Origin of the sequence: Athalassotoga sp. (assembly GCF_049965695.1) — a bacterium.
Lineage (GTDB): Bacteria > Thermotogota > Thermotogae > Mesoaciditogales > Mesoaciditogaceae > Athalassotoga.
The window spans coordinates 39,939-64,510 of sequence record NZ_JBMFWB010000009.1 but is presented as its reverse complement, the minus strand read 5'-3'; the positions used below and the strand labels follow the sequence as shown (position 1 = coordinate 64,510).

The window sequence follows — 24,572 nt, the reverse complement described above, 5'->3', positions numbered from 1 at the left end:
TGGATGTATTTCATTTTAAATGAATATTTAGCATGACTATTTCTAAACCCATTGAAGTGTTGTTCATGCCGTTACAATATGGATTTTCAATAGTTGGCCAGCCGACGAAGGTTTTTTGACTGTAAAGATCGAAGCCGGTTCTATTTGTAAGCACAATAACCGGTAAATCTTCAAGTATAATCTTTTCTACCGTGTACATTGCCTGCTTTTGAACTGTCAGGTCAGATGAATTTGCGAAATCTTCAAGTGCTTTTGTTATGGTAGGATTAGTATACCTTGAATAGTCAGATATAGCAGACTGTCCAAGTGGTGCAGAAAACACAGGAGCAAATTGTGCATAATAGTTGTAATAAGGCGAAGGTACGCCGGAAGTTGACCATGTTATTGCCATATCAAAGTTCCCTGTTTCAAGTGATGATATATAAGTATTCCATCCTTGCTGGATTATATTGGTATTTATTCCTATTGCTTTAAGTTCGTAAGAGATGTTTTGTGCCATCGTTATGTAATCTGTCCATCCGGCTCCAACAAGTATGCCAAAAGTTGGCAATGTTTTTCCGTCTGGGCCAACAAGCACACCGGCATTGTTTTTCTTGTATCCTATAGATTCAAGAAGTTTTTGCGCCTCTGTAGGATTGTAACTGTTAAGATAGGCATCTTCTGAGGCTAAACTTGTATCATACCATTCAGATCTCTGAATAGGTGGTATCTGGGTCTGGCTTATATCGTATCCACCGGTTCCCCAGTATGCTCTATCTTCAAGCAATTTTTTGTCTATTGCTAAAGAAATGGCCTTTCTGAAAGTGGCATTATCGAATGGCGCTTTTGCATCATTTGTAACTAAAATATTTGTATAACTTACCGGCCAGAACATAAGATTATTTTGTGGATCTTTTGCGACCCATGTTTGAAGAGGATTAGCAGGAGTATCATCGACCATGTCAAGTTCTCCCTTAAGCAATTGCAAAAATGCTGTCTGATCGTCAGCCGCGCCTATCACTCTTATTCCGTCAATGTAAGGCCTACCATTCCACCAGTAATTAGGATTTTTTGAGAAGTATTCAGTGTTGTTTGCAACATCGTAACTCGTTCTCAAAAATGGTCCTGTCCCTACCGGATTATCCGCATTCACAAAAGTTGTAGGATCTTTAATTTTAGACCAAATATGTGCCGGTACTATGAATTGTCGCAGTATGAAATAGTACATAGGCACATTTGGCTTTGAGAAGGTAAATATCACGTTATCTCCGCTTGCTTCTACACTTTGAAGGCCAGATGACCATACTCCGAACGTATCAAAGGCTGGATATGATTTTAGCAGATTAAACGTAAAGGTCACATCTTCAGGTGTAAATGGTACGCCGTCATTCCATTTAACATCTTTTCGAATCGTCACAACCATTTTAAGATTGTTGTCTTCCCAATTGTATGAGGTGGCAAGCATAGGTGTTATAACTCCATTCAAAGAATTCACATACATCAAAGGTTCATACACAAAGCCGAGAACTTGATCTGCGTTTGGAGAGAAAGGATTAAAGTTAGCAGCCACGCTATCTGGAGCACTTCCACCTATATTCACAACTCCGCCGTATTTTATGTTCTCGCTGAACATGAATACCCCTAAAAGTAAGATAGAGAAAACCACTAAAATCCCTACTTTTTTCATTACCTGCACCTCCCGTGTAAAATTTGTGGACAAACAAATACTTGTTTTTGCAATTTTCACTCATAAAATTGGCACGCGTCTTTTGTATTCGTTAAGGATTTTTGAGTTTATTTCGTCGCCATTTTCCACATTAGCACTCAAAAAAATTGGAAGGTTAACCCCCGCCTTTTTCAATTTTTCAGTTGTCCCAATTATCAAAGAGTTAAGGATAAAAGCACCTGTTATCGTTGAAATTGGTCCCATTTTTCCCTCTCCCACATCTACAGTCGCATCCCCCTTTGGTGCACAATTGTCTAAAACAACGTCTGCAACGTCGTAAAGATGCAAATTTTTGGAGTTTCTTGGTTTCGAATTCTTAGAATGATTTAAAGAAGTTATCGCTATCACTTTGCATTTCTTTGATTTTGCATACAATGCGGCTTCCACCGGAACGGCATTTATTCCGGAATTGGATATAACTATAAACACATCAGAAGAAGATATATCGTATCCGCTAAGAATTTCACCTATGTATCCTTCGACTCTTTCAATTTCTGAAGATATAGAGGCTTTTCTGTGAAGCATAAGTTCATCAATCAAAATGGGATAAACATTTGCTAATCCACCGGCTCTGTAAAAAATTTCTTCCGCTAACATATGAGAATGTCCTGTTCCGAAGATATAAATAAGTCCGTTTGATTTAAGCGAAAATTCAATAATCGATATAGCTTCTTCAAATTTTTCTTTTTGTTTGTCAACATTTTTAAGACTTTCAATCACCGTATCCAAATATTTCATTTTAACGATCTCCTTTTATTACCATCCATATTTTTCAGGTCCCCAAGGGTTCTTGGTTAAATCTTGCTTTGCAAGTATCATCGTATGTGAAGGTATATCTTCATACACTATCACACTTGGTCCAACCAAACTGTACGATCCTATCTTTGTGCCGGGCATGGTTATAGCATTTACTCCCGTCCTCGAAAAATTCCCCATGTAAGTGGCATCTGCATCTGTTAAAGGTTTTTCTCTTCTACCTTTAATTCTATGCTGGGTTTCAAGATCATCAAATCTCAATGTTCCGCAAACAGTTGCAGCACCTATATCCACAGAATATCCAAAAACACCGTAAAGTTCAGAGTAATGAACTACATAAACGTCTTCAAAAAATACTCCTTCTATTTCAGCACAGTGTCCGATATGACATTTATTGCCAATAGAAGAATAAGATCCAATTTGGGGATAGTTGTATATGAAGCAATCATCTCCAACAACTGCCGGTCCTGTGAATACAGCACCATTTGTAATCGTCGTGTTCTTCCCAACAATTAAATTTCCCATTACCACAACTCTCGGGCCTATTTGAGAATTTTCACCAAGTACGACGTGCCCTTCAATGTGAGCCTCTTTCGATACTGACGAAGATGAAGGAATTACGTCTTTATCAATTGATTCTGTCAAAAATTTTATGTATTTTCGGTTTGCTTCAAGTATATGCCACGGTTTATCGAGATCGACAAAAAAGTTTTTAACCTCAACGGCTTTTACTTCTAATCCATCTTCAATCATCATTTGAAAAGTTTGAGCAAGTTCTATTTCTGCAGGCGGCATCCCTCCGACAGGTACACTTCTCATGAATGCCGGCGTTTTTTCGATATACGGAAGAAATTCTTTACCAACAAAATAGATACCACATAATCTGTGCGTTGCTTCTCTGGCATGACCTTTTATCGAGATTATCTGTTTTTCGTCGTTAACATCCGCACATATCCAATCTTGTGGCCTTTCATGTGTAAAAGGTTCAACGAGCGCAAGAAGCCTTGAATTTATACTTTCTTCTATGAACAATTTCAAATCTTGAGGACTAATTAGGATATCTCCATACAAGATAAGTAGATCGTCTTCTTTTCCAATAATTTCTATTACTTCGTTAATCGCTTCGGCTGTTCCTTGTTGGGTTCTTTGTTCTATAAATTTTATATGCTTTCCGTTCAAAGCATATCTTATGTCTTCTTTGAAACGCCCTGTAACGACGTAAATCTCTTTTTCTCCGATCTTTTCCAATTCATCGACAAGTATAGAAATCAATGGCTTGTTCGCGATTGGTATAGTACTTTTGGGCATTGTATCAGAATATGGCCACATTTTTGAACCTGTCCCTGCGGACAAAATTATAACTTTCACGATCTTTCCTCCTTTGAAAACTCTATTCAGCAATTTCAACCCTTACATTTTTACTTGCAAAGGCTTCAATTATGTTATTGTCTATGGATCTGTCTGTTATTAAGACATCTATCTTTTCAATTGGTACAGATGTAAAAACAGCACTTTTACCTATTTTGGAGTGATCTGCAACGATGAAAACATGTTTAACTGCATTTGACATCATCTTGTTCAGGACGGCGTTATCTTCATCAAATGACATCGCTCCATGAATTGCATCGAAGCCGTTTGCACCTATAAACGCTTTGTCAACACTTAAATCCGAAACAAATTTTATAGCACTTGATCCGATCGTTGCCATGTTCTTCCAATCAAATTTTCCACCGATAAATATCAGATCAAAATCTGGATAATTTGCGGTTTCCTTTGCAATCATCAAACTGTTCGTTATTATTGTAACGTTCATATTGGCACTGATAATTTCTTTTGCAATGAAAAAAGTTGTCGTTCCTGCGTCTAAAATTACAATGTCATTTTCTTGGATAAATTCAATTGCTTTTTTGGCTATCATTTTTTTCTCTTTTGTATTAACATTCATGCGTTTTTCAAATGAAACTTCCGATCTACTGCGATCGCTAAGAGTCGCTCCCCCTCGAATTTTAAGTAAAATTCCTTCATTTTCAAGTCTTGTTAGATCTCTTCTAACCGTTGCTATGGATACATTTATTCTTTTGGATAATTCATTTACCGGCATGTATTTTTCTGTTTTTAACAATTCAATGATCCTTTGCTGCCTTTCTATTGTTAACATCATTTCCTCCGTTTGATTTATTCTGATTTTATTATATATAATAAATCATATAAAATCAAGCAACGTATTCAACGGAATTTGTTAAATATCGGAAGATAATCTAAGAGATCATGAGTAATCACAAAGTAAATACTTATAACAATGAAATTCAGGTGAAACTCACCTAAAATAACGGTAAAACAACTTTGACATATCGATAAATATATCTTATCATTTAACAAAATATATTTCATTCTGTAAGAAAGGAAGTTATTAAATTTGACATTTAATAAAACGACAGCATCTGCCCTTAGAGAACAAAATTCTTTCAGAATCCTTGATTTACTTTACAGAAAAGGTGTAATGACGAGAACGGCATTATCAAAAGAGTTAAACTTGAGTTTGCCAACCGTGCTAAGAGTAACTCAGCCATACATGAATGATCTTTTATCGATAAGAGGAAAAGATAAATCGGTCGGCGGAAGAAGAGCCGAAAGAATATTTTTCAACTATTCGTCAAGAAAGATTGCCGGTATTCAGATCGAAAGAGACTTTTTTATCATCGTAATTTCAACTTTGAACAGAACTCCATTGATCGTTGAAAAGGTGCTTTTCAATTGCAAATCACCATCTGATCTGTCCAAAAAGATAACCGATAAATTGTTGGATTACGCTAAGGGCAATCAGTTTTCACCCACAGACCTTGAAGCGTTAACGATTGCCGTCGCAGGTGTAATAAATGAAGAAGCACATTCGATAGCAGACGATTTCCCTCTTGAATGGAAAAACATATTTTATGACAATTTCTTTGGTCCGGATTTTCGTGATTCATTTCCGAATTGTGAAGTTGTCTTTGAAAATGATGCGAATGCTCTGGCAGTCGGTGAATATACCGACAGAAAAATGACCGACGAAAGTTTAATTGCTTTATATTTTGGGCGAGGAATAGGAGCGGGTGTTATGATCAACGGAAAACTTTACAAGGGCGATCACGGACAGGCTGGAGAGATAGGAAGATGGGTTCCGATTTTCAACGGCAAAGATGAAACATTTGAATCTTATTTTGAGCATTCGGAACCATCAAAAAAAATTCAGGTGGTTTTATCCGTTTTGAGTGATCTTGTAATGTTGTTTGATCCGTCAAAGATAATACTTGCCGGAAATGTGGAAGATCTGTACGATGGCATAATTCAAAATCTTAAAATGATTTCCAGAGTTAACATTGAAAAATCGATAAAAAAAGATTTAGCAGTGGTGAACGGTGCACTTGCCATAAGTGCAAAGGAATTTATAAAGAAAGTTTCTTACAAAAATTATGATCGGAAATATGGGTTTTACACTGAAGTGTAAGGAGGAGAAAAATGGTAAAGATATCTTTAATAGGTGCCGGAAGTGTTGTATGGTCAATGATGGTAATTCGTGATCTGAGTTTAACGAAAGCACTTGCCGGGGCAAAGGTTACACTCATGGATATCGATGAAAAACGTTTGAACATGAGTTACGATCTTGCCTTACGGTACATAAAAGAGGTAAAAGCAGATCTCAAGATCGAAAAAACCGTCGACAGAAAAAAGGCGCTTGACGGATCAGATTTCGTAATAAATGCCGTAAAAGTGGACGGTTACAGATTCATGGAAGATGAAAGACAGATAGGTGAATCACATGGATATTACAGAGGGGTGGATGATAGGGTAAGCGATTACTATGGAGGATTTGCAGGTTACAGGCAGTTGAATTTCTTTTTGGATCTTGCAAAAGATATGTCAAAGATATGCCCGAATGCGTGGTATTTGCAGGTTGCCAATCCTGTTTTTGAAGGGACAACGATCGTTCACAGGTATGGCGGTGTAAAGGCTGTTGGTATTTGCGATGGATCTTTGGCGTACAAAAAAATTTTAAACGTTTTGAAAATAGACGAAAAGGATGTTGAAGTACAGGTTGGAGGCTTCAATCATTGTGTGTGGCTAACGAAATTTCTTTACAAGGGAAAGGATGCTTATCCATTAATAGACAAATGGATAGCGGAAGATTCTGAAAACTACTGGAGAAGCGATGAATATTTCGCACAACCGTGGAACGATCAGATGTCACGTGCTGCTGTTGAAATGTACAGACTCTACGGTACATTTCCTCTTGGAGATACGACGCGGAGTGTCTCACCATGGTGGTTTCACACAGATTTAAAAACGAAAGAAAAATGGTTTGCATCAGGTGGGCCGGATTCGGAGGTTGGCTGGACGATGTATCTTTACCATCTGAAAGAAAGGGCAGACGAATTGAAAAAGGTTTATGAGAATTCCGAGTTTAAAATAACCGATGCATTTCCTCCGGAAAAAAGTCAGGAAGCACTGATCCCATTTATAGAATCGATCGTAAGTAAAAAAGCGTCAAGACTTATATTAAATGTGCCAAACAAAGGATCGATAGAAGGTTTGCCTGACGATGTGATGGTTGAGATTCCTGTTAAGGTTGATGGCAAAGGTATATCCAATGAAAAGATAGGCAAATTGCCCTCTAAAGTCATGATCCATATCATGATGCCAAGATGGCAAAGAATGGAATGGATACTTCAGGCATTCAAAGATGGAGACAAGCAAAGTCTGATTCTCGGGCTTATGGAGGATCATAGGACGGAAACTTATGAACAGGCTAAAGCACTTGTGGATGATCTACTTTCACGGGAATGGAATTCGGAGTTAAAAAAGCACTATTCCTGAAGTGTATTTGAAAGTGTAACACATATTTTGAGGGAGGTATAAAATGAAAAAAGTAGGGATTTTGGTAGTGGTTTCCATGCTGATTTTAGGAATGTTCATCTTTGCAGACAACGTGAAGTACGGTGGAGTTGTAAATCTCGGGGGAAGCGCTCCAACTTACATGGCGGCAAATTTCAATCCATTTTTGCTGTTTTCCGGTGCCGCAGATCCAGGAACGGTCTTTGTGTATGAACCTTTGATGTATGTGAATCCATTGAATGGGGCCGTAACTCCTTTGCTCGGCACCGCATATCAATGGAAAGACAACAATCTTAAGATGGTCGTCACGATAAGAAAGGGTGTGAAATGGAATGACGGCGTACCTTTTACACCCGAAGACGTGGTCTTTACATTTAATTTGATAAAAAAATATCCCGCTCTTGATGCCAATGGAATATGGTCAGACATCTCTGGCCTTCAAAGCGTTGAAGCAAGTGGTGACGATGTGGTTTTCACATTCTCAAAGCCAGATACTCCTATGGATTATTATATCTTGCGTAACACACGCATAGTACCTGAACATGTCTGGTCTACTGTCGAAGATCCGACTACTTACATAAACGCCGATAATCCCGTTGGAACAGGACCTTTTTTGAGAACAAATTACAGCGTATCGAATAACACGGAGTATTTTTCTAAGAACCCAAATTACTGGTGGCAAGGAAGGCCTTACATCGATGGAATAAGGATGATCGGCAATGTTTCTAACGAGGCGGCATTCTTGCAAATGCTTAAAGGCGAAACTGACGAAAATGATATAGCAATAGCAGATCCTATGCGTACATGGATTAACAAAGATCCTCAAAACAATCTTATGTTCTGGCCAACTTATTCTTCAAATATTCTCCTCATGAATGATGCAAAAACTCCATTTAACAATGCCACTTTCAGGAAGGCCCTTTCTTTAGCAATAGACAAAAAACTGCTTGAAGATAGAGCGTACTGGGGAACCGGTGGATATGATATAAGCCAAACTCAGATAATACCGGCACAAAGATCTGAATGGTATGACACTAATTTGGCGTCAGAGGATGCCTATCTTAACAGTTACAATCCTAACGAGGCACAAAAATTTCTTGAATCCGTAGGGTACAAGAAAAATAGTGCCGGTGTACTTGTGGGTCCAGATGGGAAAACATTACCCACTTTCAATATACTTGTGGGTACCGGATGGACTGACTTCATAACGATGGCCCAAAACATTTCTCAGGAACTTAAATCAATAGGTATAAACACAACTATAGTTCAGCAATCTTACTCCACTTATATGACCCTGTTGATGACAGGCAATTTTGATATGGTGATATTAAACGGAACTCCTCAAATAGGACCAAATCCATTTAACGCCTACTATTCTGAATTTTACCCGGGTTTTTCAGCACCATTAGGTCAATCTGCGATCTCTGATTACAGTCGATACACCAATTCTGACATAACAAAAGCACTGAATGATTTCATGGCTTCATCTGATCCATCCGTTCAAAGACAGGCAATGTACACGATAGAGAAGGTACTGCTTGATGATTTACCTATGATAGTACTCACAAACAGAACCGGCTTCGATCTTTACAGTCAAAAAACCTTCGTCGGTTGGCCAACTATTGAAAATCCTTACAGCAATGGTTGGAATACCGACGGAATCGACATGGAATTAGTTGTTTTGAACATTCATCTTAAATGAATTAAGAAAATGGGGAGGGGTAATTTAGCCCCTCTCCTCTTATACTTTGAAAGGAAGCGATCTTGATTGAAGTACATTCTTAGGAAAGTTTTGATATTCATTGTAACTTTGTGGGTAGCCATGACAATAAATTTCATCTTACCAAGAATGATGCCGGGTAATCCGGCAGAGGCTTTAATTGCGAGATCTAAGGGTCGTATAAGTGCTCAGGCTTTGCAATCACTTGAGATCGCTTTTGGCGTTAACGTTCATCAAAATATATTCGTTCAATATTTTGAATATCTTGGCCGTACTTTAACTGGCAATTTCGGTATCTCAATAACGTATTACCCTTCTACCGTCATGTACGAAATAGAGATACACATGCCATGGACCCTTGCACTTATAGGAATAACGACTGTCCTTGCTTTTGCATTTGGAACGATACTTGGGATAAGCACCGCATGGAAGCGTGAATCTCTTGCAAGTACGATTAGTCTGCCTGTAAGCATTTTCTTCAACAGTGTGCCTTATTTCTGGCTTGCTTTATTATTTCAATATTTGCTGGCTTTTATACTTGGCTGGTTTCCAATCTCGGGGGCCTTTTCAGCCACAGGGCCTCAGGGAATCGCTCTTATCGGTTCAATTTTATACCATGCGATTTTGCCTGCTTCAACGATATTCGTAACGGCTTTGGGAGGATGGGTTTTGACGATGAGAAATAACATGATAAGCGTACTTTCAGAAGATTTTGTGACATTTGCCTACGCTGGTGGTTTACCGGATAGCGTTATAGAGTACAATTATGCAGCACGAAATGCAATTTTGCCAAATTTCACAGGTTTTGCAATGGCAATAGGGTTTGTCGTGAGCGGTGCTTTACTTGTTGAAATGGTATTTTCATATCCAGGAATTGGATATCTACTCTATCAATCCGTCGTAAATCTTGATTATCCTTTGATGCAAGCGCTCTTTTTCTTCATAACCGTGACTGTACTTGTCGCAAATTTCATAGCGGATATGACATACGTCTTTGTCGATCCAAGAGTAAGGGTGTGATGAAATGAATTATTTAAAATTATTTTTTAAAGATAAAAAAGCAGCGGTTGGCACGATCATGCTTTTATTCTTTGCCGTTTTGGCTATCTTTGCACCGTACATAGCCCCCTATTCCCCGACGTATATGGGCTTCACGCCTATGGAAGGATCGTCTTGGAGGCATATTTTGGGAACGACGGCAAATGGACAGGATGTTTTTTCTCAGATTATTTGGGGAACGAGAATATCCCTTGTGGTTGGTTTGATAGTCGGAGCCTTAACCACCGTTATCTCTGTGGTAATAGGCTTTCTTGCTGGATATTTCCCGGGTGCGATAGATGAAACCCTTAATTTGCTTACCAATGTGTTTTTAATAATTCCAGGACTTCCTTTGATGATAGTGCTTGCCGCTTACATGCCGAGCAGGGGAATGTGGACAATCATCTTTGTAATCACCGTCACAGGCTGGGCCTGGGGGGCAAGGGTTTTACGCCCTCAGGTGATGAGCCTCAAAAGCCGCGAGTTTGTCAATGCGTCAATTGTTGTTGGCGAAAGTTCATTTCACATAATCTTTTACGATATACTTCCTAACACGGCAGGATTGATAGCCGCAAACTTTTTTGGCTCGGCAATTTACGGAGTTTTAAGTGAGGCAGGTCTTGAATTCATAGGCCTTGGTAATGCCAATGCCATTTCATGGGGTACGGTACTTTATTGGGCACAAAACGATCAGGCGCTATTTTTTGGATTATGGGGATGGTTATTGGTGCCGGGATTGCTTATAGCATTACTCGGGACATCATTTGCCCTTATGAATTTTGCAGTTGACGAGATAACGAATCCAAGGTTGAGGAAGCGATAAGATGAGATCAATAGGAATAGATGGTGGAGGCACGCACACGAAATTTGTGCTTTACGATGAAGATAAAGGAGTTCTCGATTTTAAAGAGATAAATTCTCCGACAAATTATCATTCTGTTGGCATTGAAAAAGCAAAAAAAGTGCTTTTGAACGGTATCAAAGACGTCGGTAAAAATGGTTTTGATATCGTTGGTGCAGGATTGAGCAGCGTTGATACCAAAAAAGATCTTGAGATCATGAAAAAGATATTCAAAGATATCGGAATCAAAAATGCTGTCATCGCAAATGACGGAGTCGCTGCTTTATGGGGGGCTACCGGAGGAGTTGGCATTCTCATGGTGGCCGGCACCGGTTCGATAGTCATAGGAAGAAATTTTGATGGAACTATGGCAAGGGGCGGTGGATGGGGATACATTTTTGAAGAATATTGCGGTGGCTTTTGGCTTACAAAACAGGCAACCATTGCAATTCTAAACCATAAAGACGGTATAGGCCCATTCACAAAGTTAGAAGAGGACCTGTTGAAGTACTTCAACCTGAAAACAAATGATGAGATCATAAGTCTTTATTACCCTCATACGGATGTTTCAAAAATTTCTTCTGCCGCAAAGATCGTGTTGGACGATGCCGAATCAGGAGACAAAATTGCCATGTCAATAGTAAAAAAAGGCATAAAAAAATCCATGAAAATCATCAAATCGGTAAAATCGAGATGCAAACTCGAAGATGATTTTACATTTTCTTACACGGGAGGAATTTTCAGTTCAAAATATTTTTTTGAAGAATTCAAAGCGGATTTCAAAAAAATTTTTCCGCAGGCGAATTTCGTAAATCCCAAATTTCAACCTGAAATAGGAGCAGCACTTATGGCCATTAAATCTGAAAAGGAGTGCATCCATGGAAGAATACATAAATGAGATTAAAGAGATACTTCAACTTCCCAAAATAGAAGATTGTCAAAATGTGTTATGCGTTCAACCTCATCCGGATGACGGAGATATATCATCAGGTGCAACCATTGCAAAATTAACCTCTTTAGGGAAAAAAGTTACATACCTGTTCGTAACAGATGGAAGTGCGGGAATAAATGGAAAAAGCAGATCGGAAACGGCCAAAATTAGAAAAAATGAAGAAATCAACGCCGCAAAGATACTTGGCGTTAGAGATTTAATCTGGCTGGATCATCCGGATGCCGGAGAGTATTCCGTATCCGATCTCAAAAGTGAGATAATAGCAGTGATAAGAAAATTGAAGCCGGATCTCATCATGACCGTTGATCCTTTTTTACCCTACGAATTTCATCCAGATCACATTTCAACAGGCATCGCAACAGCGCAAGCCGCTTTGTTTTACAACAATTCAATCGTCAAAGCGACCGATAAAGATTACGATCCATATGCACTTAGGGCAATAGCGTTTTTCTTTACGGCCTTTCCGAATCAATTCGTTTGCGTTGATGATCAATGGGAAACTAAATTTCAAGCCATCTTCGAGCACAAAAGCCAGATCAATCCCGAAACTTTCAAATTGTACAGAAAATACTTTGATATCAAAGGAAAATTTTACGGAGAAAAGATAGGATGCAAGTATGCAGAGGGTTTCAAAGTTTTGATTCCTGAGATGTTTCACGCTTTTGCCGAAAATTTGTGGATTTAAAAACAGTGTTGAGGAGGGAAATGGTATGAAAAAATTTTTGGTGTTGTTCGTCGTGATAGTCTTTGTTTTAAATCTATCCGCACTTGGAGAAAATATAAAATATGGAGGGACGCTAAGAGTCGTTAACGCCATAGGAGGGAATTTGGTTCCCAATTTTAATCCATTTAGTCCGTCTGCCGTCAGTATACTACCTGTGATATATGAAACGTTGTTTTCTGTTAACATTTTAAATGGCGAAATAGTGCCGATGCTTGGTACATCTTACAAATGGGAAGATAATAACCTTAAACTTGTCATTACGACAAGAAACGGTGTGAAATGGTCGGATGGAACGCCTTTTACGGCAAAAGATGTGGCCTTCACTTTCAACTATCTTAAAGAAAATCCGGCTCTCGATCAAAGTGGCATATGGTCACCGTTGTCAGGCCTTCAAAGTGTTGAAGCAAGCGGAGACAGTGTGGTTGTTTTTACCTTTGCAAAGCAAAATACGCCTGTGTTCTTTTACATCGTCGAACAATCTATAATTCCTGCACATATATGGTCTGACGTTAAAGACCCTTCTACATGGACAAATCCAAATCCGGTTGGAACCGGACCATTTGAACTTGAAAGTATCAACATACCAAACAACACTCTAACTCTTACCAAAAATACGAATTATTGGATGAAGGACAAACCCTACATAGACAAAATATCTTACTCGGCCGTTTTATCCAACACCACGGCTTTTGAAATGTTGCTCAGCGATAAAGCAGATATGGTAGGCGCATTTCTTCCAAACATTCAAAAAGCATGGGCAGATAAAAATCCATCTGTAAACAAATACTGGTGGCTTGTTTACGATACAAATGTTTTGCTTTTCAATACGCTAAAATATCCATTCGACAATCCGGACTTGAGAAAAGCGATCGCACTCTCCATAGACAAAAATTCGCTTGAAGAAAAGGCTTATTACAACGTTGGTGGCGTTGCAAATCAACTGGGTATAGTTCCGACCCAATTGGATGAGTGGCTGGATCCCACACTTAAAGATCTTCTAAATTCATTTACTTACAATCCCGCAGTCGCTCAAAAACTTTTGGAATCGGCCGGATTCAAAGAAAATACTCAAGGCCAACTTTGTGATTTGTCCGGTAAACCTTTCCCGACGTTCAAAATACTCGTTCCGGCAGGTGCAACTGATTTTATAACGATGGCCCAGATAATATCTGAAAATCTCAAAGCGATAGGTCTTAGCACGGTTATAGATCAAGAAGCCGGAAATACGTATATGTCTTCCGTGATGAGCGGAACTTATGATATAGCCGTATGCTGGGGCACAGGCTTTGGACCAACCCCTTACTATTTTTATTACGGTGAATTCAATCCTTTCTTTTCTGCACCAATCGGGAAAATGGCCATTTCGGATTATGGCCGATACACAAACCCACTTATAACATCTGCCCTTGATGTTTATTCCCAGACAAGCGATACAAATTTGCAAAAACAGGCTATATACACGATAGAGCGTATATTTTTGATGGATACGCCTTTTGTTCCTTTGACAAATAGAACCATGTTTGGCGAATGGTCTGAAAGCAGATTTACCGGATGGCCATCTGATTCAAATCCTTATTGCGGATACAGTGAATTTGGCTATGCCGGTGGTTTGAGTGCCGGAGAACTTATATCTTTAAACGTGCATTTAAAATAAAGAAAGGAGATTTTTCTGTGAAAATTCTAAAATTGCCAGAAAACAGGATACAGGAATCTATCGACCTTGCAAACAGGGTATTCAGAAAAGACGGAGGAGACATGGGCAAAGATTATCCTGCACTTTTTTCGGTCGAGAATGCCCAAAACGTTTTATGTATCGAAGAGGATGGGAAGATAGTCTCTATCTTTGGCCTTTTGTTCAAAGATGTGCAGATCTTCTCGGCGAGGATAAAAACATCGCTTGTCGGCTCCGTTTGCACCGATGAGAGATATCGCGGGCGTGGATATTCAACCCTTTTGATGAATGAGGCTGGCAACTATTCAAGAAAAAAAGGTGCTTCTCTTATGATGATCTCCGGCGATAATTCGATATACAGAAAGTTCGGAGCAGTTGATGCCGGAGTTTATTACGCACATTTTGTCGATGGAGATAGCACCGTCGAATATCATGAGGCTACCCTTGATGATCTCGATAATTTGATGATCTTCCACGCAAAAGATCCCATCAGGTTTGTAAGAGATAAAAAAACTTTCAAGATGATGTTAGAAACGTCGAAGGCAGACAACATGCCGGCCAAAATATTTGTCTCCGATAAGGCTTACATCGTTGTAACTGAAGGAGTTGTCGAAAAAGACAACGAGAACAGATACCACTGTGTTGATCACGGTGGATGTCAGATCGATGTTGCAAATCTTGTAAGAGCGGTTGCGAATCGGATGAAGCCCATGATAATTCACACAACATCTGCCGATTGCATCTTGAACGACATATTTGCATCTGAGAAAAGTATCAGAAGGAGATTTATCGGCACCGTCAAAATTTTGGACTCTAAACTCTTTTTAAATCAGTTAAAGCCGTACCTTGAAGAATTGCCATACGATGTAAAAATCACAGATGATTTAAGCGAGATGACAAAATACGTCTTTGGATCGACAGAATACGAAAGTTCTAAATCTTTGCAAATACCTCTTCCGGACTATGGTCTGGACTACGTTTAGGGTGTGATAAAAATGATGATAGTTCCCGAACCTAAAATGATTAAGATTGGCAAGAAACGTTATTTCTTTGATGGATTTTCAAATCTACCGGCATTTTTGAAACGAGAATTCGAAATAAAAAGCGGAAAATGGAAGATAGAAAAGATAGACAAAGCCGGAAACGGTCTGAAGATAACCGACGGTAAAGTCCAGATCTGGGGAGACGAGTTTACCTCTTATGCGACCTTGATCCAGATCGTGCGTCAGTCTGGTGATGTGCTTCCCGAAATTGAGATGGAAGAATCTTTCAATTTCAAATTCAGAGGATACCATCTTGACATAGCGCGCGGGGGAGTGCCAAATCTCAACACCTTAAAATCATTGCTCAGATGGCTGTTTTTGACAAAATACAATTACTTTGCGATATACTTTGAAGATTTATTCCCATGGAAAATAGATCCGGAGATAGGAAAGCGCAGAGGAAGGCTGACGGCAGATGAGGTTGAAGAGATCATCGATTACGGTAAATCTTTGGGCATAGAGGTTTTCCCGTCACTGGAATTAACCGGTCATATGGAGCATATATTATCGCTTCCAAAATATCGTGACTTCAGCGAATGGCACAGACCTTCGGAAGGATGCCTTGACCTTTCAAACAAATCGGCATCTGATTTTGCGATGAAATTACTCGAAGAGGTCGTTGAATTTTTTCCGTCAAAGCACATCCACATAGGCGGAGATGAGACATGGGCTTTGGGACGCGGGAAAAGTTTGAACAAAAACTGGGAATTCCAGGGCCACAAATTGTACGAGTCCCATTACGATCGCATGATAAAAGTTGTAAAGTCTCACGGCAAGACGCCCATGATGTGGGGAGACATGCTGACGGGGATGTATCTAAGCAAGGCCGAAAGTGAAAAATGGCAAGAAGTTTTGAAAAGCAAGATCTGGGATGAAGTGGATATCGCAAACTGGGATTATTCATCAAATAAAAAAACATTTTTCAAAGACAAGATAAATTCTTTTGGGAAGAGAACTCAAATAGCATGTCCAGGCCTTTCAGATTGGAATACATTTTATCCGGATTTTAAGACTGCCATCTCAAACGTTAAAAACTTCATAGGTGCTGCCAAAGATGAAAATCTGCCCGGCTTTATGGTAACATCATGGGGAGACGACGGCCAGGAATGCCTTTTCTCATTTTTAAATCCTTTGATTTTGGCAACTATGGATATTGCCGAAGGAAATGGAAGATGGGAAGAAAAATGGATCGCCTTAAGCGGTGAGAATGAAAAGATAACAAATGTCAGAAAGATCTTTGGCAATTCTGAAATTTCAACCATGACGCTTAAGCGTGTACTTTTTGGAGACCTTTATCCTCTTTACAAAATCAAAGATGAAGATCGAAAGATAAAAGATGGATTTGAAAGAGTGCTTGATGAGACAAAAGATATCATCCTTCCGGACGATCTTGAATTCGTAAGGCAGATGATCGAAGTTGCAATATCGGTAATGAACAACAAATCACGCGCCTCTGACTTCATATCTCTGTTTAACACGTACTCAAAATTATGGCTTAAAGAAAGAAAGCCTGAAGGATTGGAATACCTGCTTCCGAGATTCTGGGGAATGGCGGGTGTAGTTGACTTAACGGATAACGGTTGATTTATCGATTATCGATTTTATCAGGGATATACCCCAAGGCGATCATTTTCTTGGGATCCAAAGCATTTTCGACCATATCTTTGGATAACCCTGATTCGATAAGCAATTCTTTAACGTCGCGATTCGTATCGATTGATTTTTTGACTATTTCGGCAACTTTTTCGTATCCAAGTATTGGCACAAAGCAAGTGGCGAGCATGGCGCTTTTTTCAAGGTTTTCTCTGCATCTTTGAGAATTCGCCTTAAGATCATCAACGCAATTTCTAAGTGCTTTTACGGCCAAGATAAGGTCGTCGAAAGAATCGTAAAGTGTATATTGTATCAGAGGCAAAAAAGCGTTTAATTCGAGATTTCCTGAAAAAACAGCCAGGTTAATGGCCACGTCGTTTGCAATTGCCTTCATCGCCAACTGAATCGCATATTCCAAAAGTACCGGATTTGCCTTTCCTGCCATTATGGAACTACCCGCCTGGACAGTTTTTAAAGTTATCTCTCCTATTCCGCCGGCAGGACCGCTTGACAGAAATCTCAGATCATTTGATATCTTTACGATGTTTGTTGCAAGCGTTTTTAAAAGTCCATGAACTTCGGCAAATACATCTGTATTCTGCGTTGACTCTATTAAGTTTTCGGCACGAACGAGTCCAATTTTAACGCGTTCGGAAAGTTTTCTGATAACCACGAAAGAAAATTTCTGCGGTGCATCTATGCCTGTGCCAATCGCCGTACCTCCAAGATTAACAAAGCGAATTCTTTCTTCAACTTTGTAAAGTCTCCATCTATCTCTTGCTATTGCTTCGGCATAGGCGCCAAATTCCTGGCCGAGTGTCATCGGGACGGCATCCTGCATTTCAGTCCTTCCAACTTTTATAACATCATCGAAGGCTTTTTCTTTCAACTGTAAACTTTGTTGAAGATTTGCAACTTCATCTACAAGTGTCCTCAGAAGTTTTATCGCTCCAACCTTTATCGCGGTCGGATAAACATCGTTCGTCGACTGAGATCTGTTGACATGATCCAATGGATTCACCAGATAATCTCCGATCTTTCCACCGAGAATTTCAGTTGCCCTGTTGGCTATTATCTCGTTTATGTTCATGTTCAAAGATGTTCCTGCCCCACCGGACAGCGGATCAACAACGAACCATTTTGAAAATACCTCTATATCATCGCAAGATTTTTTTATGGCCTCGGCAATTTTGGGTGCTATCATCCCAAGTTCCGCATTTGTGGACGCGCAAGCCCATTTCACATCCACAAGAGCATTTAAAAGCATAGGATGTACAGATCTTTTTGGTGGAAAATTTAAAATCGTTCTTGCCGTAAAAGCACCGTAATAGGCATCGTCAGGAACTTCGATTTCTCCCAATGAATCAAACTCTTTGCGCATTTACATCATCCCATGCCATTTTAGCCTCAGGAAAAGGTTCCAACACCCTTGGAATAGCCCCATGAAGGTAAGAAATTATTACACCGTAATTCACAATTGGAATTCCAAGTGTTTTTGCCTGTCTTATACGCTCGATCATCATTCTCCTTGTTATAACACATCCACCGCAGTGAAGAATCAATTTGTATTTTTGAAGATTTTCGGGATATTCACGTCCGGAGTGCACTTCGAAATTCAAATGTTTTCCCGTGAAATTTTCCAGCCATCTTGGAATTTTTACACGTGCGATATCGTCGGCAAGTGTCCTATGGCTACATGCTTCAGAAATCAATACGTTATCGCCATCTTCAAGGTGTCTTATTATCCTTAGACCATTGACAAGTTCGGCGATATCTCCCTTATGCCTTGCCTCAAGAATCGAAAAGGTTGTAAGAGGTATATCTGCTGGCACATCGGCCATGACCTTCATCACAGCCTGAGAATCCGTTACAACAAGTTTTGGCTTTGATTTAAGTCCATCCAATGTCCATCTCAATTCTCTTTCTTTGGTAACGATTGGAATTGCCTCAGCATCTAAACATTCTCTTATGGCTTCAACCTGAGGCGTTATAAGCCTTCCCTTAGGCGCTTCGAGATCTATTGGAACTACAAGCACAACAAAATCCCCACCATCGACAAGGTCTTCGATAAGAGGAGGTTCATATGGTTTTTGTGCCACACTGCCTACCGTTTTTCTTAAATCATCGATAGATTGTTCATCATCTACGCAGACAACTTTATATGGATAATTTTTAGATTGTATGAATTTTATAAGCGATTCGTTGATACCAAGATCTGATTTTGACAAAACGATCAAGAACGGGACTTCTCTGTTTTCCAGATCGACGATCAACTTTTCCTCGTAATCGCTCCAATCGCCGTTTGCCTCTATCACGATGCAAACGATGTCTGCTTTGTAGAGGGTTGAAAGTGTCTTTGAGACTCTTAATTTTCCGATCTGATCTTCATCATCAAGGCCCGCTGTGTCAATCAAAGTCACGGGACCGATTGGCAGGAGTTCCATCGATTTGTAAACGGGATCTGTCGTTGTGCCAGGGCGATCTGAAACTATGGCAATTTTGGATCCAACAAAAGCGTTGAAAAGAGATGATTTTCCGGCATTCCTTCTTCCGGCAAAGATCACATGCGTTCTGGATGATTCTGGAGTTTTCATTTTTGCCTCCTTGATGTCAGTAAACCTCCATCTCAGATATACTATCTTTTAAAAGTGAAATGCAAATTTAAGCAAGTACACATGTGAATTATAGCACAATATGACAAAAAATAAAACCTCAAATTTAAAATGTGGCAGAGACGGTGAAAATCAAAAAGCAAGGTGCCCATGAAAAAGCCTGCACTTTGCACGGACAGACCAATGGGCACCTGCCTAAAAAATTATTGCGAAACTTTAGTATTTTGGAACAATTATAACTTCACCTGTTTGAAGTGTATTGTTTTTCAATGCATTTAAACCGATTATCTTCTGAACGCTTGTGTTGAATTTGATTGCCAAATTTTCCAATGTATCTCCCTGTGAAATTGTGTATGTTTGGAAGAGATCCTCAAATGGTTGGGTTATCACTTCCCAGTTTTGATCTACAGAAGGACATATCATCTTTTGATTTCTAATGTAATCGGCCATCAATTCAGAAACTTCCATCATAACGCTTTTAACAACAGGCTTACCTTTGAACATCATGTAATTACCGCCACCACCTGCCCTGTAATTGTTTAAGACGATTTCATAAGTTGCTTCATCGCTTAAAGGTTTTCCATCGTATGCAAGCCACACAATTCTATGACCAACGGGCTTTGTAAGATCAATCACGTAAGAAATTCCCTCGTACATATCGTAATTGTATGCAGGCATATTGGATACTCCAACTTTACCGTTTTCAAATGTAAAGTAAGAAGCCGTTTGTTCCAGGGCGGCACGTAAATCTTTTCCATTAACCGTTATCACGTTAAGCGTATTTGGATATATGTAAACTGCCATGACATCTCTCATCGTGACCGGTCCTTTTTTCCATCCCCGAACATCGTTACTGAAAAGGGCAGTTGATGAAATCTGAGATCCTGTGTAATACATTTGAACGGTGTTGACAAATTGAATCAACGCGTTATCTCTCATACGAGTGTACATAGGATTTGACACGTAAAAATCTCCGAGTGATTGTCCAAGCGGCTGATCAAGCCATTTTTGGGTTGCATCTTCCTCACTTTGCGCTATTGCCATCACAGTGGCATCCGGCGTCACACCTTTTGCAGAAATCAGAGTTGCATCGCTCGATGTGATGACCCATTTACCATTTTCATTCGAGATGTTCAAAGTTATCTTTCCGAGAGCATTACCCCAGTAAGAAGCCATCACAACGGGAAGATTTCCGATTTTAAGCGCATATGAAAGATGTTGATGCCCCAACAAAAGCGCTGATATACCATTGACCTGTGTTGCTATGGCATACCCTTCGTTTTCTCCCGTCAATTCCTCTGTTGGCTTTCCATTTGCTGGATTTCTTTCAAGTCCTCCATGGTAACCGACTATTATCACATCCACACCCATTGATTTCAGTAAATCAACGTATTTTTGCGCGGTATTTACTGCATCAAGAAAGTCAAGACCTTTGATATGACTTGGTTCTTCCCAGTTTGGTATATATTGGGTTGTAAGTGCTATATATCCGACCCTTGGTCCATCCTTCATGTTGAATATCACATAGCCGTTGCCATATTCAGGTTTCATCGTCTCAGAATTCACTACATTAGCGGAAGTTATCGGGAAGTTTGCTTCTTTTATGGCTTTTCTGAGAACATCTTGTCCGTAATTGAATTCATGATTTCCAAGCGTCATAGCGTTGTAGTTGAGATAATTCATGATGGCTATCATAGGATCAATCCCGCTGTTGTCTATCGCTGCGTGGTAATATTCAAGGGGCGATCCTTGAATGAGATCTCCGTCATCAAAGAGCAAAACATTCGGTTGCTGTGATCTGATCTTCTGGATCAGAGTGGCGATTCTTGCCAAGCCGTAATTGGTTGTCATGTTGTTGGAATAGTCCACCGGGTAGATATGACCGTGAAGATCCGTTGTTTCGAGAATTGTGAGCGTGTAAGCGCTGACGACAGAAAGCACAAAAGCAAGCACGAGAAAAAGTACCAGAAACTTTTTCATACAAAATCCCCTCCTATCTGTGTCAAAAATTATATCATTTTTAGTCAAAGAATGATCTATATCATCGCTCTGGCAGGCGCCCTGAATTATAAGGGGTAGTTGACTTTAATGTGATTATGTGTTATAGTTAGGTATAACACTATAACAAGAGGTGGGAGCATGGTGAAATATCCGATTATCTTTAGAACATCTTTGGCAATTGCGTTAGGCCTGTTGGCAGTTTTGATTCCATTTCTGCCGTTGAAAATAATCTTTGGCGTGAGCGCTTTGATAATTTTTGCCATCAACATGAGAAGGTACGCTGCCTTTCTGATTGTGATATCCGTGATATTCGCAGTTGTCGTTGCGATAAGAGTTGCGGTGCCTTACGATGTTTCTTCAAATTTTAACTTCTTTCCATCGATCGCACCTTCACAAACTCTTTATCCTGACAAATACATCCAGGGTGCCGGATACCTTTCTGTAAATGTCACCGGCCTTGATATGACCTTCGATCCATCGACAAGCACGATATACATACCATCTTCTTTGAAGATCACAAGAAGCGGAAACACACTCGATATATCGTCTCAAGGCCAAAATAACGCTACTTTCAGGATTGTCGTGGGTACGAAAGACAAATTTGTCGATGCAAGTTTTCACACGACTGGCCTTAAGGTTAACGGAAATATATCGGGAGAGGAAATTACCTTCAATTCTGTCGGTATAGACATGAATTCATCGATAAGTGCAAGGACGCTTTCGATAAACGGCGTTGGAATAAATTTAAATGGCACCCTTAACGCATCAAGTGTGGAAATAAATGGTACGGGGGACAAAATAGATCTTATGGTCTCTGCAAACACGATGAAAATAAACGGCGTTTCTGTTGATGGCAATTTGAAATACACCGATGAATGGACCGGATCAAGATCGCTTTTTGTAAACGCGATAGGTGGAAATTTATCCGTTTACACGGTAACGTCGAATCAAGGAAGTCTCGACATTCAAAATACCGGCGGGTTTTTGAAGATCAACAGGATAAGGTATTGACATGTTTGAGAAAGTGAATAAGCACAACGGCATTCCGGCATACATTCAGGTTATAGACATAATAAAAAAAGAAATATTGCTTGGAAATTTAAAATCAGAAGATCAACTTCCACCGGTGAGAGAATTACAGGAAATTTTTGATGTCAACGTCAACACAATTTTAAAGGCACTTGAACGCTTGCAATTAGAAGGGATAGTTGAATCCAAGCATGGCATCGGATATTTTGTGACATCTGTCAAAAGCGCGAAAGCAGATGTGATAAAACTTTTGAACGAGACCGTCGAAAAACTAAAAACGATGGGCATAGATTTAAATACAGCCATTTTAATAATGGAGGAGGTTTGGAAAAATGATTCAAAAACTTGAAGCGTATTTCATGAAAGATTTCATAGAAAGAGGAGGCGCTCTCGCCGTCTTCGCAATTCTCATGTTCATACCCGTTAGTTTTGTAAGAAGCATTTTCATGATTCTGATGATAACCGTCATTTTGTCACACATGGATCCGCACAGGCACCACAGAGAATCAATTTCGGAGTTGACGGCATTGCCTTTTTCTTACTCACAAATATTCTGGTTTCCTTTCGTCTCTTTGATCACGATAGTGACAATCGTACAACTCGCCGTTAGCGGCATAATTGGACTTTCAATTTACATCGCTTTTTCCCAAATTGCGTACTCTCTGATTTTTCTTACGGCCTACTACGGACTTTTCAACATCTTTGCAGTTGCCGGACTAAGCGGCAGTGGTTTCATATGGCTTTTCTGGGTTGCGGATATAATTTTCGGATCTATAGAGCCGCAATCTCAAAATTTGTACCGTATGATAAGTCCAATTTATCAGGAAAATGAGATCGCGGCTCTTTTATTTGCCGTGGCAATTGTGGCCATATCTTCGTACCTGTTTTCAAAGAAAGGAGTGACGAAAAAATGGCAGAAAAGATTGTCGATGTGAAAAACATCGTAAAAAGATTCGGTGAAAAAACAGTCTTAAACAACGTGAATTTTTCCGTCGACTATGGAGAAATATTCTCTTTGATAGGTCCAAACGGTGCGGGTAAAACGACGACTTTGAGATGTTTGTACGGAGATATCTTTCCGAATCAGGGGACAATAGATATCTTTGGCGTTAAATTCAGTCAACATTTAAAGGATAGAATAGCAGTCCTAACAGAAAACAGAATCTCATTTTCAAGATTCAAAGGCGAAGATTACAGAAGACTATGGAGCATGCTTTACCCTGAATGGAATGATGAGATCTTCAACAAATTCATAATGCATTATAACCTTGATCTCAGAGAACGCGTTGAAAATTATTCAACAGGCATGAAAGTCATAATGAACTTGGCCTTAACGGTGTCAAGCGGTGCCGAACTTCTGATTCTCGATGAACCGACGCTTAACCTTGATCCCGTTGTCAGAACAGACGTGTTGAGAGTTTTGAAAGATTTTGTCAAACAGGACAAAAGATCGATTGTCATCTCTTCACACGAAATATACGAATTGGAAGAGATCGCGGACGCATTCGCGATAATAAAAGAGGGCAGGATAATTTACACCGATACCGTCGATGATGCCAAATCAAAGCACAGAATAGGTGGAAGAAATGAAAAGATAGGCGGTGAAATTATAGGTGCCGTCGGCGATGAAATTCTTTACAGAACGGATAAAGACGAAGGAAGATATCCCACTTTGATGGAGATATCGATTGCATATATTCAAGGACAAAGGCGATTTAGCCCATTTGAAAGGAGTGATTTGTGATGTACTACGGAGGACCTTACTGGTTTGGCTGGGGTTTTGGCTGGATACAGGCAATAATCGGCATTCTGGTTTTCGTATTTTTTTTGTGGATCATCTTCCATGTGATAAGATCATTTAGATGGAATAATGTCTATCGCCACTATCACAGATGGTGGTATGATGATGAAGATGCGTTTGAAATACTCAGGAAAAGATACGCAAAAGGTGAGATTTCCAAAGAAGAATACGAAAAGATAAAAGCAGATCTCGAAAAAGATTTAAAGAGGTAAA

The 24,572-nt window shown here is 39.6% G+C and carries 22 protein-coding genes; 15 read left to right on the top strand and 7 right to left on the bottom strand.

Features of this window, described 5'->3' with window-relative positions:
- Window positions 1-10 precede the first annotated feature (10 nt).
- From ACP5NR_RS04305 to ACP5NR_RS04290, 4 genes are read right to left on the bottom strand one after another with little or no spacing between them, the layout of a single operon-like run.
- Window positions 11-1,666, bottom strand: coding sequence for an ABC transporter substrate-binding protein (locus tag ACP5NR_RS04305; protein ID WP_428004643.1), 1,656 nt, complete (start codon window positions 1,664-1,666; stop codon window positions 11-13).
- A gap of 60 nt (window positions 1,667-1,726) precedes the next feature.
- On the bottom strand, window positions 1,727-2,443 hold the full coding sequence (locus ACP5NR_RS04300; protein ID WP_428004642.1) for a sugar isomerase domain-containing protein: 717 nt from the start codon (window positions 2,441-2,443) through the stop codon (window positions 1,727-1,729).
- 18 nt (window positions 2,444-2,461) lie between these two features.
- Complete coding sequence (locus ACP5NR_RS04295) at window positions 2,462-3,829, bottom strand: sugar phosphate nucleotidyltransferase (RefSeq protein WP_428004641.1); 1,368 nt, start codon at window positions 3,827-3,829, stop codon at window positions 2,462-2,464.
- Between the two features lie 22 nt (window positions 3,830-3,851).
- Window positions 3,852-4,619 carry a DeoR/GlpR family DNA-binding transcription regulator gene (locus tag ACP5NR_RS04290; protein WP_428004640.1) on the bottom strand — a complete coding sequence of 256 codons (768 nt, stop codon included), beginning with the start codon at window positions 4,617-4,619 and terminating at the stop codon, window positions 3,852-3,854.
- Between the two features lie 258 nt (window positions 4,620-4,877).
- On the opposite strand from ACP5NR_RS04290, the gene ACP5NR_RS04285 reads away from it, so the two are divergent.
- The 10 genes from ACP5NR_RS04285 to ACP5NR_RS04240 all read left to right on the top strand — a co-directional run bounded on the left by ACP5NR_RS04285 (window position 4,878) and on the right by ACP5NR_RS04240 (window position 16,907).
- Window positions 4,878-5,948, top strand: coding sequence for an ROK family transcriptional regulator (locus ACP5NR_RS04285; RefSeq protein ID WP_428004639.1), 1,071 nt, complete (start codon window positions 4,878-4,880; stop codon window positions 5,946-5,948).
- 11 nt (window positions 5,949-5,959) lie between these two features.
- Window positions 5,960-7,315, top strand: coding sequence for an alpha-glucosidase/alpha-galactosidase (locus tag ACP5NR_RS04280; protein WP_428004638.1), 1,356 nt, complete (start codon window positions 5,960-5,962; stop codon window positions 7,313-7,315).
- 43 nt (window positions 7,316-7,358) lie between these two features.
- The gene (locus ACP5NR_RS04275; RefSeq protein WP_428006013.1) at window positions 7,359-9,035 is read left to right on the top strand and encodes an ABC transporter substrate-binding protein; all 1,677 of its coding nucleotides are present in this window, start codon (window positions 7,359-7,361) and stop codon (window positions 9,033-9,035) included.
- 66 nt (window positions 9,036-9,101) lie between these two features.
- Complete coding sequence (locus tag ACP5NR_RS04270; protein WP_428004636.1) at window positions 9,102-10,073, top strand: ABC transporter permease; 972 nt, start codon at window positions 9,102-9,104, stop codon at window positions 10,071-10,073.
- A 4-nt stretch (window positions 10,074-10,077) separates the two neighbouring features.
- Entirely contained in the window at window positions 10,078-10,914 is an 837-nt protein-coding gene (locus tag ACP5NR_RS04265) for an ABC transporter permease (RefSeq protein ID WP_428004635.1), read from the top strand.
- Between the two features lies 1 nt (window position 10,915).
- Window positions 10,916-11,830, top strand: coding sequence for a BadF/BadG/BcrA/BcrD ATPase family protein (locus tag ACP5NR_RS04260; protein ID WP_428004634.1), 915 nt, complete (start codon window positions 10,916-10,918; stop codon window positions 11,828-11,830).
- Complete coding sequence (locus tag ACP5NR_RS04255) at window positions 11,811-12,569, top strand: PIG-L deacetylase family protein (RefSeq protein ID WP_428004633.1); 759 nt, start codon at window positions 11,811-11,813, stop codon at window positions 12,567-12,569. The genes ACP5NR_RS04260 and ACP5NR_RS04255 overlap by 20 nt, the downstream gene beginning before the upstream one ends.
- A gap of 25 nt (window positions 12,570-12,594) precedes the next feature.
- Window positions 12,595-14,262, top strand: coding sequence for an ABC transporter substrate-binding protein (locus tag ACP5NR_RS04250; RefSeq protein WP_428004632.1), 1,668 nt, complete (start codon window positions 12,595-12,597; stop codon window positions 14,260-14,262).
- A 17-nt stretch (window positions 14,263-14,279) separates the two neighbouring features.
- Window positions 14,280-15,263 carry a GNAT family N-acetyltransferase gene (locus ACP5NR_RS04245; RefSeq protein WP_428004631.1) on the top strand — a complete coding sequence of 328 codons (984 nt, stop codon included), beginning with the start codon at window positions 14,280-14,282 and terminating at the stop codon, window positions 15,261-15,263.
- Between the two features lie 12 nt (window positions 15,264-15,275).
- Complete coding sequence (locus ACP5NR_RS04240; protein WP_428004630.1) at window positions 15,276-16,907, top strand: beta-N-acetylhexosaminidase; 1,632 nt, start codon at window positions 15,276-15,278, stop codon at window positions 16,905-16,907.
- Between the two features lies 1 nt (window position 16,908).
- On the opposite strand, the gene ACP5NR_RS04235 is transcribed toward ACP5NR_RS04240, so the two are convergent.
- The 3 genes from ACP5NR_RS04235 to ACP5NR_RS04225 all read right to left on the bottom strand — a co-directional run bounded on the left by ACP5NR_RS04235 (window position 16,909) and on the right by ACP5NR_RS04225 (window position 21,508).
- Window positions 16,909-18,297 carry an aspartate ammonia-lyase gene (locus ACP5NR_RS04235; protein WP_428004629.1) on the bottom strand — a complete coding sequence of 463 codons (1,389 nt, stop codon included), beginning with the start codon at window positions 18,295-18,297 and terminating at the stop codon, window positions 16,909-16,911.
- Window positions 18,281-19,510: a [FeFe] hydrogenase H-cluster maturation GTPase HydF gene (gene hydF / locus ACP5NR_RS04230; protein ID WP_428004628.1), complete on the bottom strand. Its 1,230-nt coding sequence runs from the start codon at window positions 19,508-19,510 to the stop codon at window positions 18,281-18,283. The genes ACP5NR_RS04235 and hydF overlap by 17 nt, the downstream gene beginning before the upstream one ends.
- Before the next feature lie 234 nt (window positions 19,511-19,744).
- Window positions 19,745-21,508: a 5'-nucleotidase C-terminal domain-containing protein gene (locus ACP5NR_RS04225; RefSeq protein WP_428004627.1), complete on the bottom strand. Its 1,764-nt coding sequence runs from the start codon at window positions 21,506-21,508 to the stop codon at window positions 19,745-19,747.
- A gap of 162 nt (window positions 21,509-21,670) precedes the next feature.
- Here ACP5NR_RS04225 and ACP5NR_RS04220 point away from each other — a divergent pair, with 162 nt between their 5' ends.
- The 5 genes from ACP5NR_RS04220 to ACP5NR_RS04200 are packed head-to-tail and all read left to right on the top strand — an operon-like array spanning window position 21,671 to window position 24,571.
- Window positions 21,671-22,540, top strand: a complete 870-nt coding sequence (locus ACP5NR_RS04220) for a hypothetical protein (protein ID WP_428004626.1) — start codon at window positions 21,671-21,673, stop codon at window positions 22,538-22,540.
- Window position 22,541: 1 nt separating this feature from the next.
- Window positions 22,542-22,907, top strand: coding sequence for a GntR family transcriptional regulator (locus ACP5NR_RS04215; protein WP_428004625.1), 366 nt, complete (start codon window positions 22,542-22,544; stop codon window positions 22,905-22,907).
- A complete protein-coding gene (locus ACP5NR_RS04210) occupies window positions 22,891-23,493 on the top strand; it encodes a hypothetical protein (protein WP_428004624.1) in 603 nt (200 codons plus the stop codon). Before ACP5NR_RS04215 ends, ACP5NR_RS04210 begins: the two co-directional genes overlap by 17 nt.
- Window positions 23,469-24,302: an ABC transporter ATP-binding protein gene (locus ACP5NR_RS04205; RefSeq protein WP_428004623.1), complete on the top strand. Its 834-nt coding sequence runs from the start codon at window positions 23,469-23,471 to the stop codon at window positions 24,300-24,302. The genes ACP5NR_RS04210 and ACP5NR_RS04205 overlap by 25 nt, the downstream gene beginning before the upstream one ends.
- A complete protein-coding gene (locus ACP5NR_RS04200) occupies window positions 24,302-24,571 on the top strand; it encodes an SHOCT domain-containing protein (RefSeq protein ID WP_428004622.1) in 270 nt (89 codons plus the stop codon). The genes ACP5NR_RS04205 and ACP5NR_RS04200 overlap by 1 nt, the downstream gene beginning before the upstream one ends.
- Window position 24,572: the final 1 nt, after the last annotated feature.

What these genes read in the sequence shown, in the direction of transcription:
- ACP5NR_RS04200 (WP_428004622.1), top strand. Translation starts at nt 24,302, where the DNA reads ATGTACTACGGAGGACCTTACTGGTTTGGCTGGGGTTTTGGCTGGATA.
- hydF (WP_428004628.1), bottom strand. Translation starts at nt 19,510, where the DNA reads ATGAAAACTCCAGAATCATCCAGAACGCATGTGATCTTTGCCGGAAGA.
- ACP5NR_RS04290 (WP_428004640.1), bottom strand. Translation starts at nt 4,619, where the DNA reads ATGTTAACAATAGAAAGGCAGCAAAGGATCATTGAATTGTTAAAAACA.
- ACP5NR_RS04265 (WP_428004635.1), top strand. Translation starts at nt 10,078, where the DNA reads ATGAATTATTTAAAATTATTTTTTAAAGATAAAAAAGCAGCGGTTGGC.
- ACP5NR_RS04205 (WP_428004623.1), top strand. Translation starts at nt 23,469, where the DNA reads ATGGCAGAAAAGATTGTCGATGTGAAAAACATCGTAAAAAGATTCGGT.
- ACP5NR_RS04305 (WP_428004643.1), bottom strand. Translation starts at nt 1,666, where the DNA reads ATGAAAAAAGTAGGGATTTTAGTGGTTTTCTCTATCTTACTTTTAGGG.
- ACP5NR_RS04235 (WP_428004629.1), bottom strand. Translation starts at nt 18,297, where the DNA reads ATGCGCAAAGAGTTTGATTCATTGGGAGAAATCGAAGTTCCTGACGAT.
- ACP5NR_RS04250 (WP_428004632.1), top strand. Translation starts at nt 12,595, where the DNA reads ATGAAAAAATTTTTGGTGTTGTTCGTCGTGATAGTCTTTGTTTTAAAT.
- ACP5NR_RS04215 (WP_428004625.1), top strand. Translation starts at nt 22,542, where the DNA reads ATGTTTGAGAAAGTGAATAAGCACAACGGCATTCCGGCATACATTCAG.
- ACP5NR_RS04225 (WP_428004627.1), bottom strand. Translation starts at nt 21,508, where the DNA reads ATGAAAAAGTTTCTGGTACTTTTTCTCGTGCTTGCTTTTGTGCTTTCT.
- ACP5NR_RS04255 (WP_428004633.1), top strand. Translation starts at nt 11,811, where the DNA reads ATGGAAGAATACATAAATGAGATTAAAGAGATACTTCAACTTCCCAAA.
- ACP5NR_RS04240 (WP_428004630.1), top strand. Translation starts at nt 15,276, where the DNA reads ATGATGATAGTTCCCGAACCTAAAATGATTAAGATTGGCAAGAAACGT.
- ACP5NR_RS04260 (WP_428004634.1), top strand. Translation starts at nt 10,916, where the DNA reads ATGAGATCAATAGGAATAGATGGTGGAGGCACGCACACGAAATTTGTG.
- ACP5NR_RS04210 (WP_428004624.1), top strand. Translation starts at nt 22,891, where the DNA reads ATGATTCAAAAACTTGAAGCGTATTTCATGAAAGATTTCATAGAAAGA.
- ACP5NR_RS04280 (WP_428004638.1), top strand. Translation starts at nt 5,960, where the DNA reads ATGGTAAAGATATCTTTAATAGGTGCCGGAAGTGTTGTATGGTCAATG.
- ACP5NR_RS04275 (WP_428006013.1), top strand. Translation starts at nt 7,359, where the DNA reads ATGAAAAAAGTAGGGATTTTGGTAGTGGTTTCCATGCTGATTTTAGGA.
- ACP5NR_RS04300 (WP_428004642.1), bottom strand. Translation starts at nt 2,443, where the DNA reads ATGAAATATTTGGATACGGTGATTGAAAGTCTTAAAAATGTTGACAAA.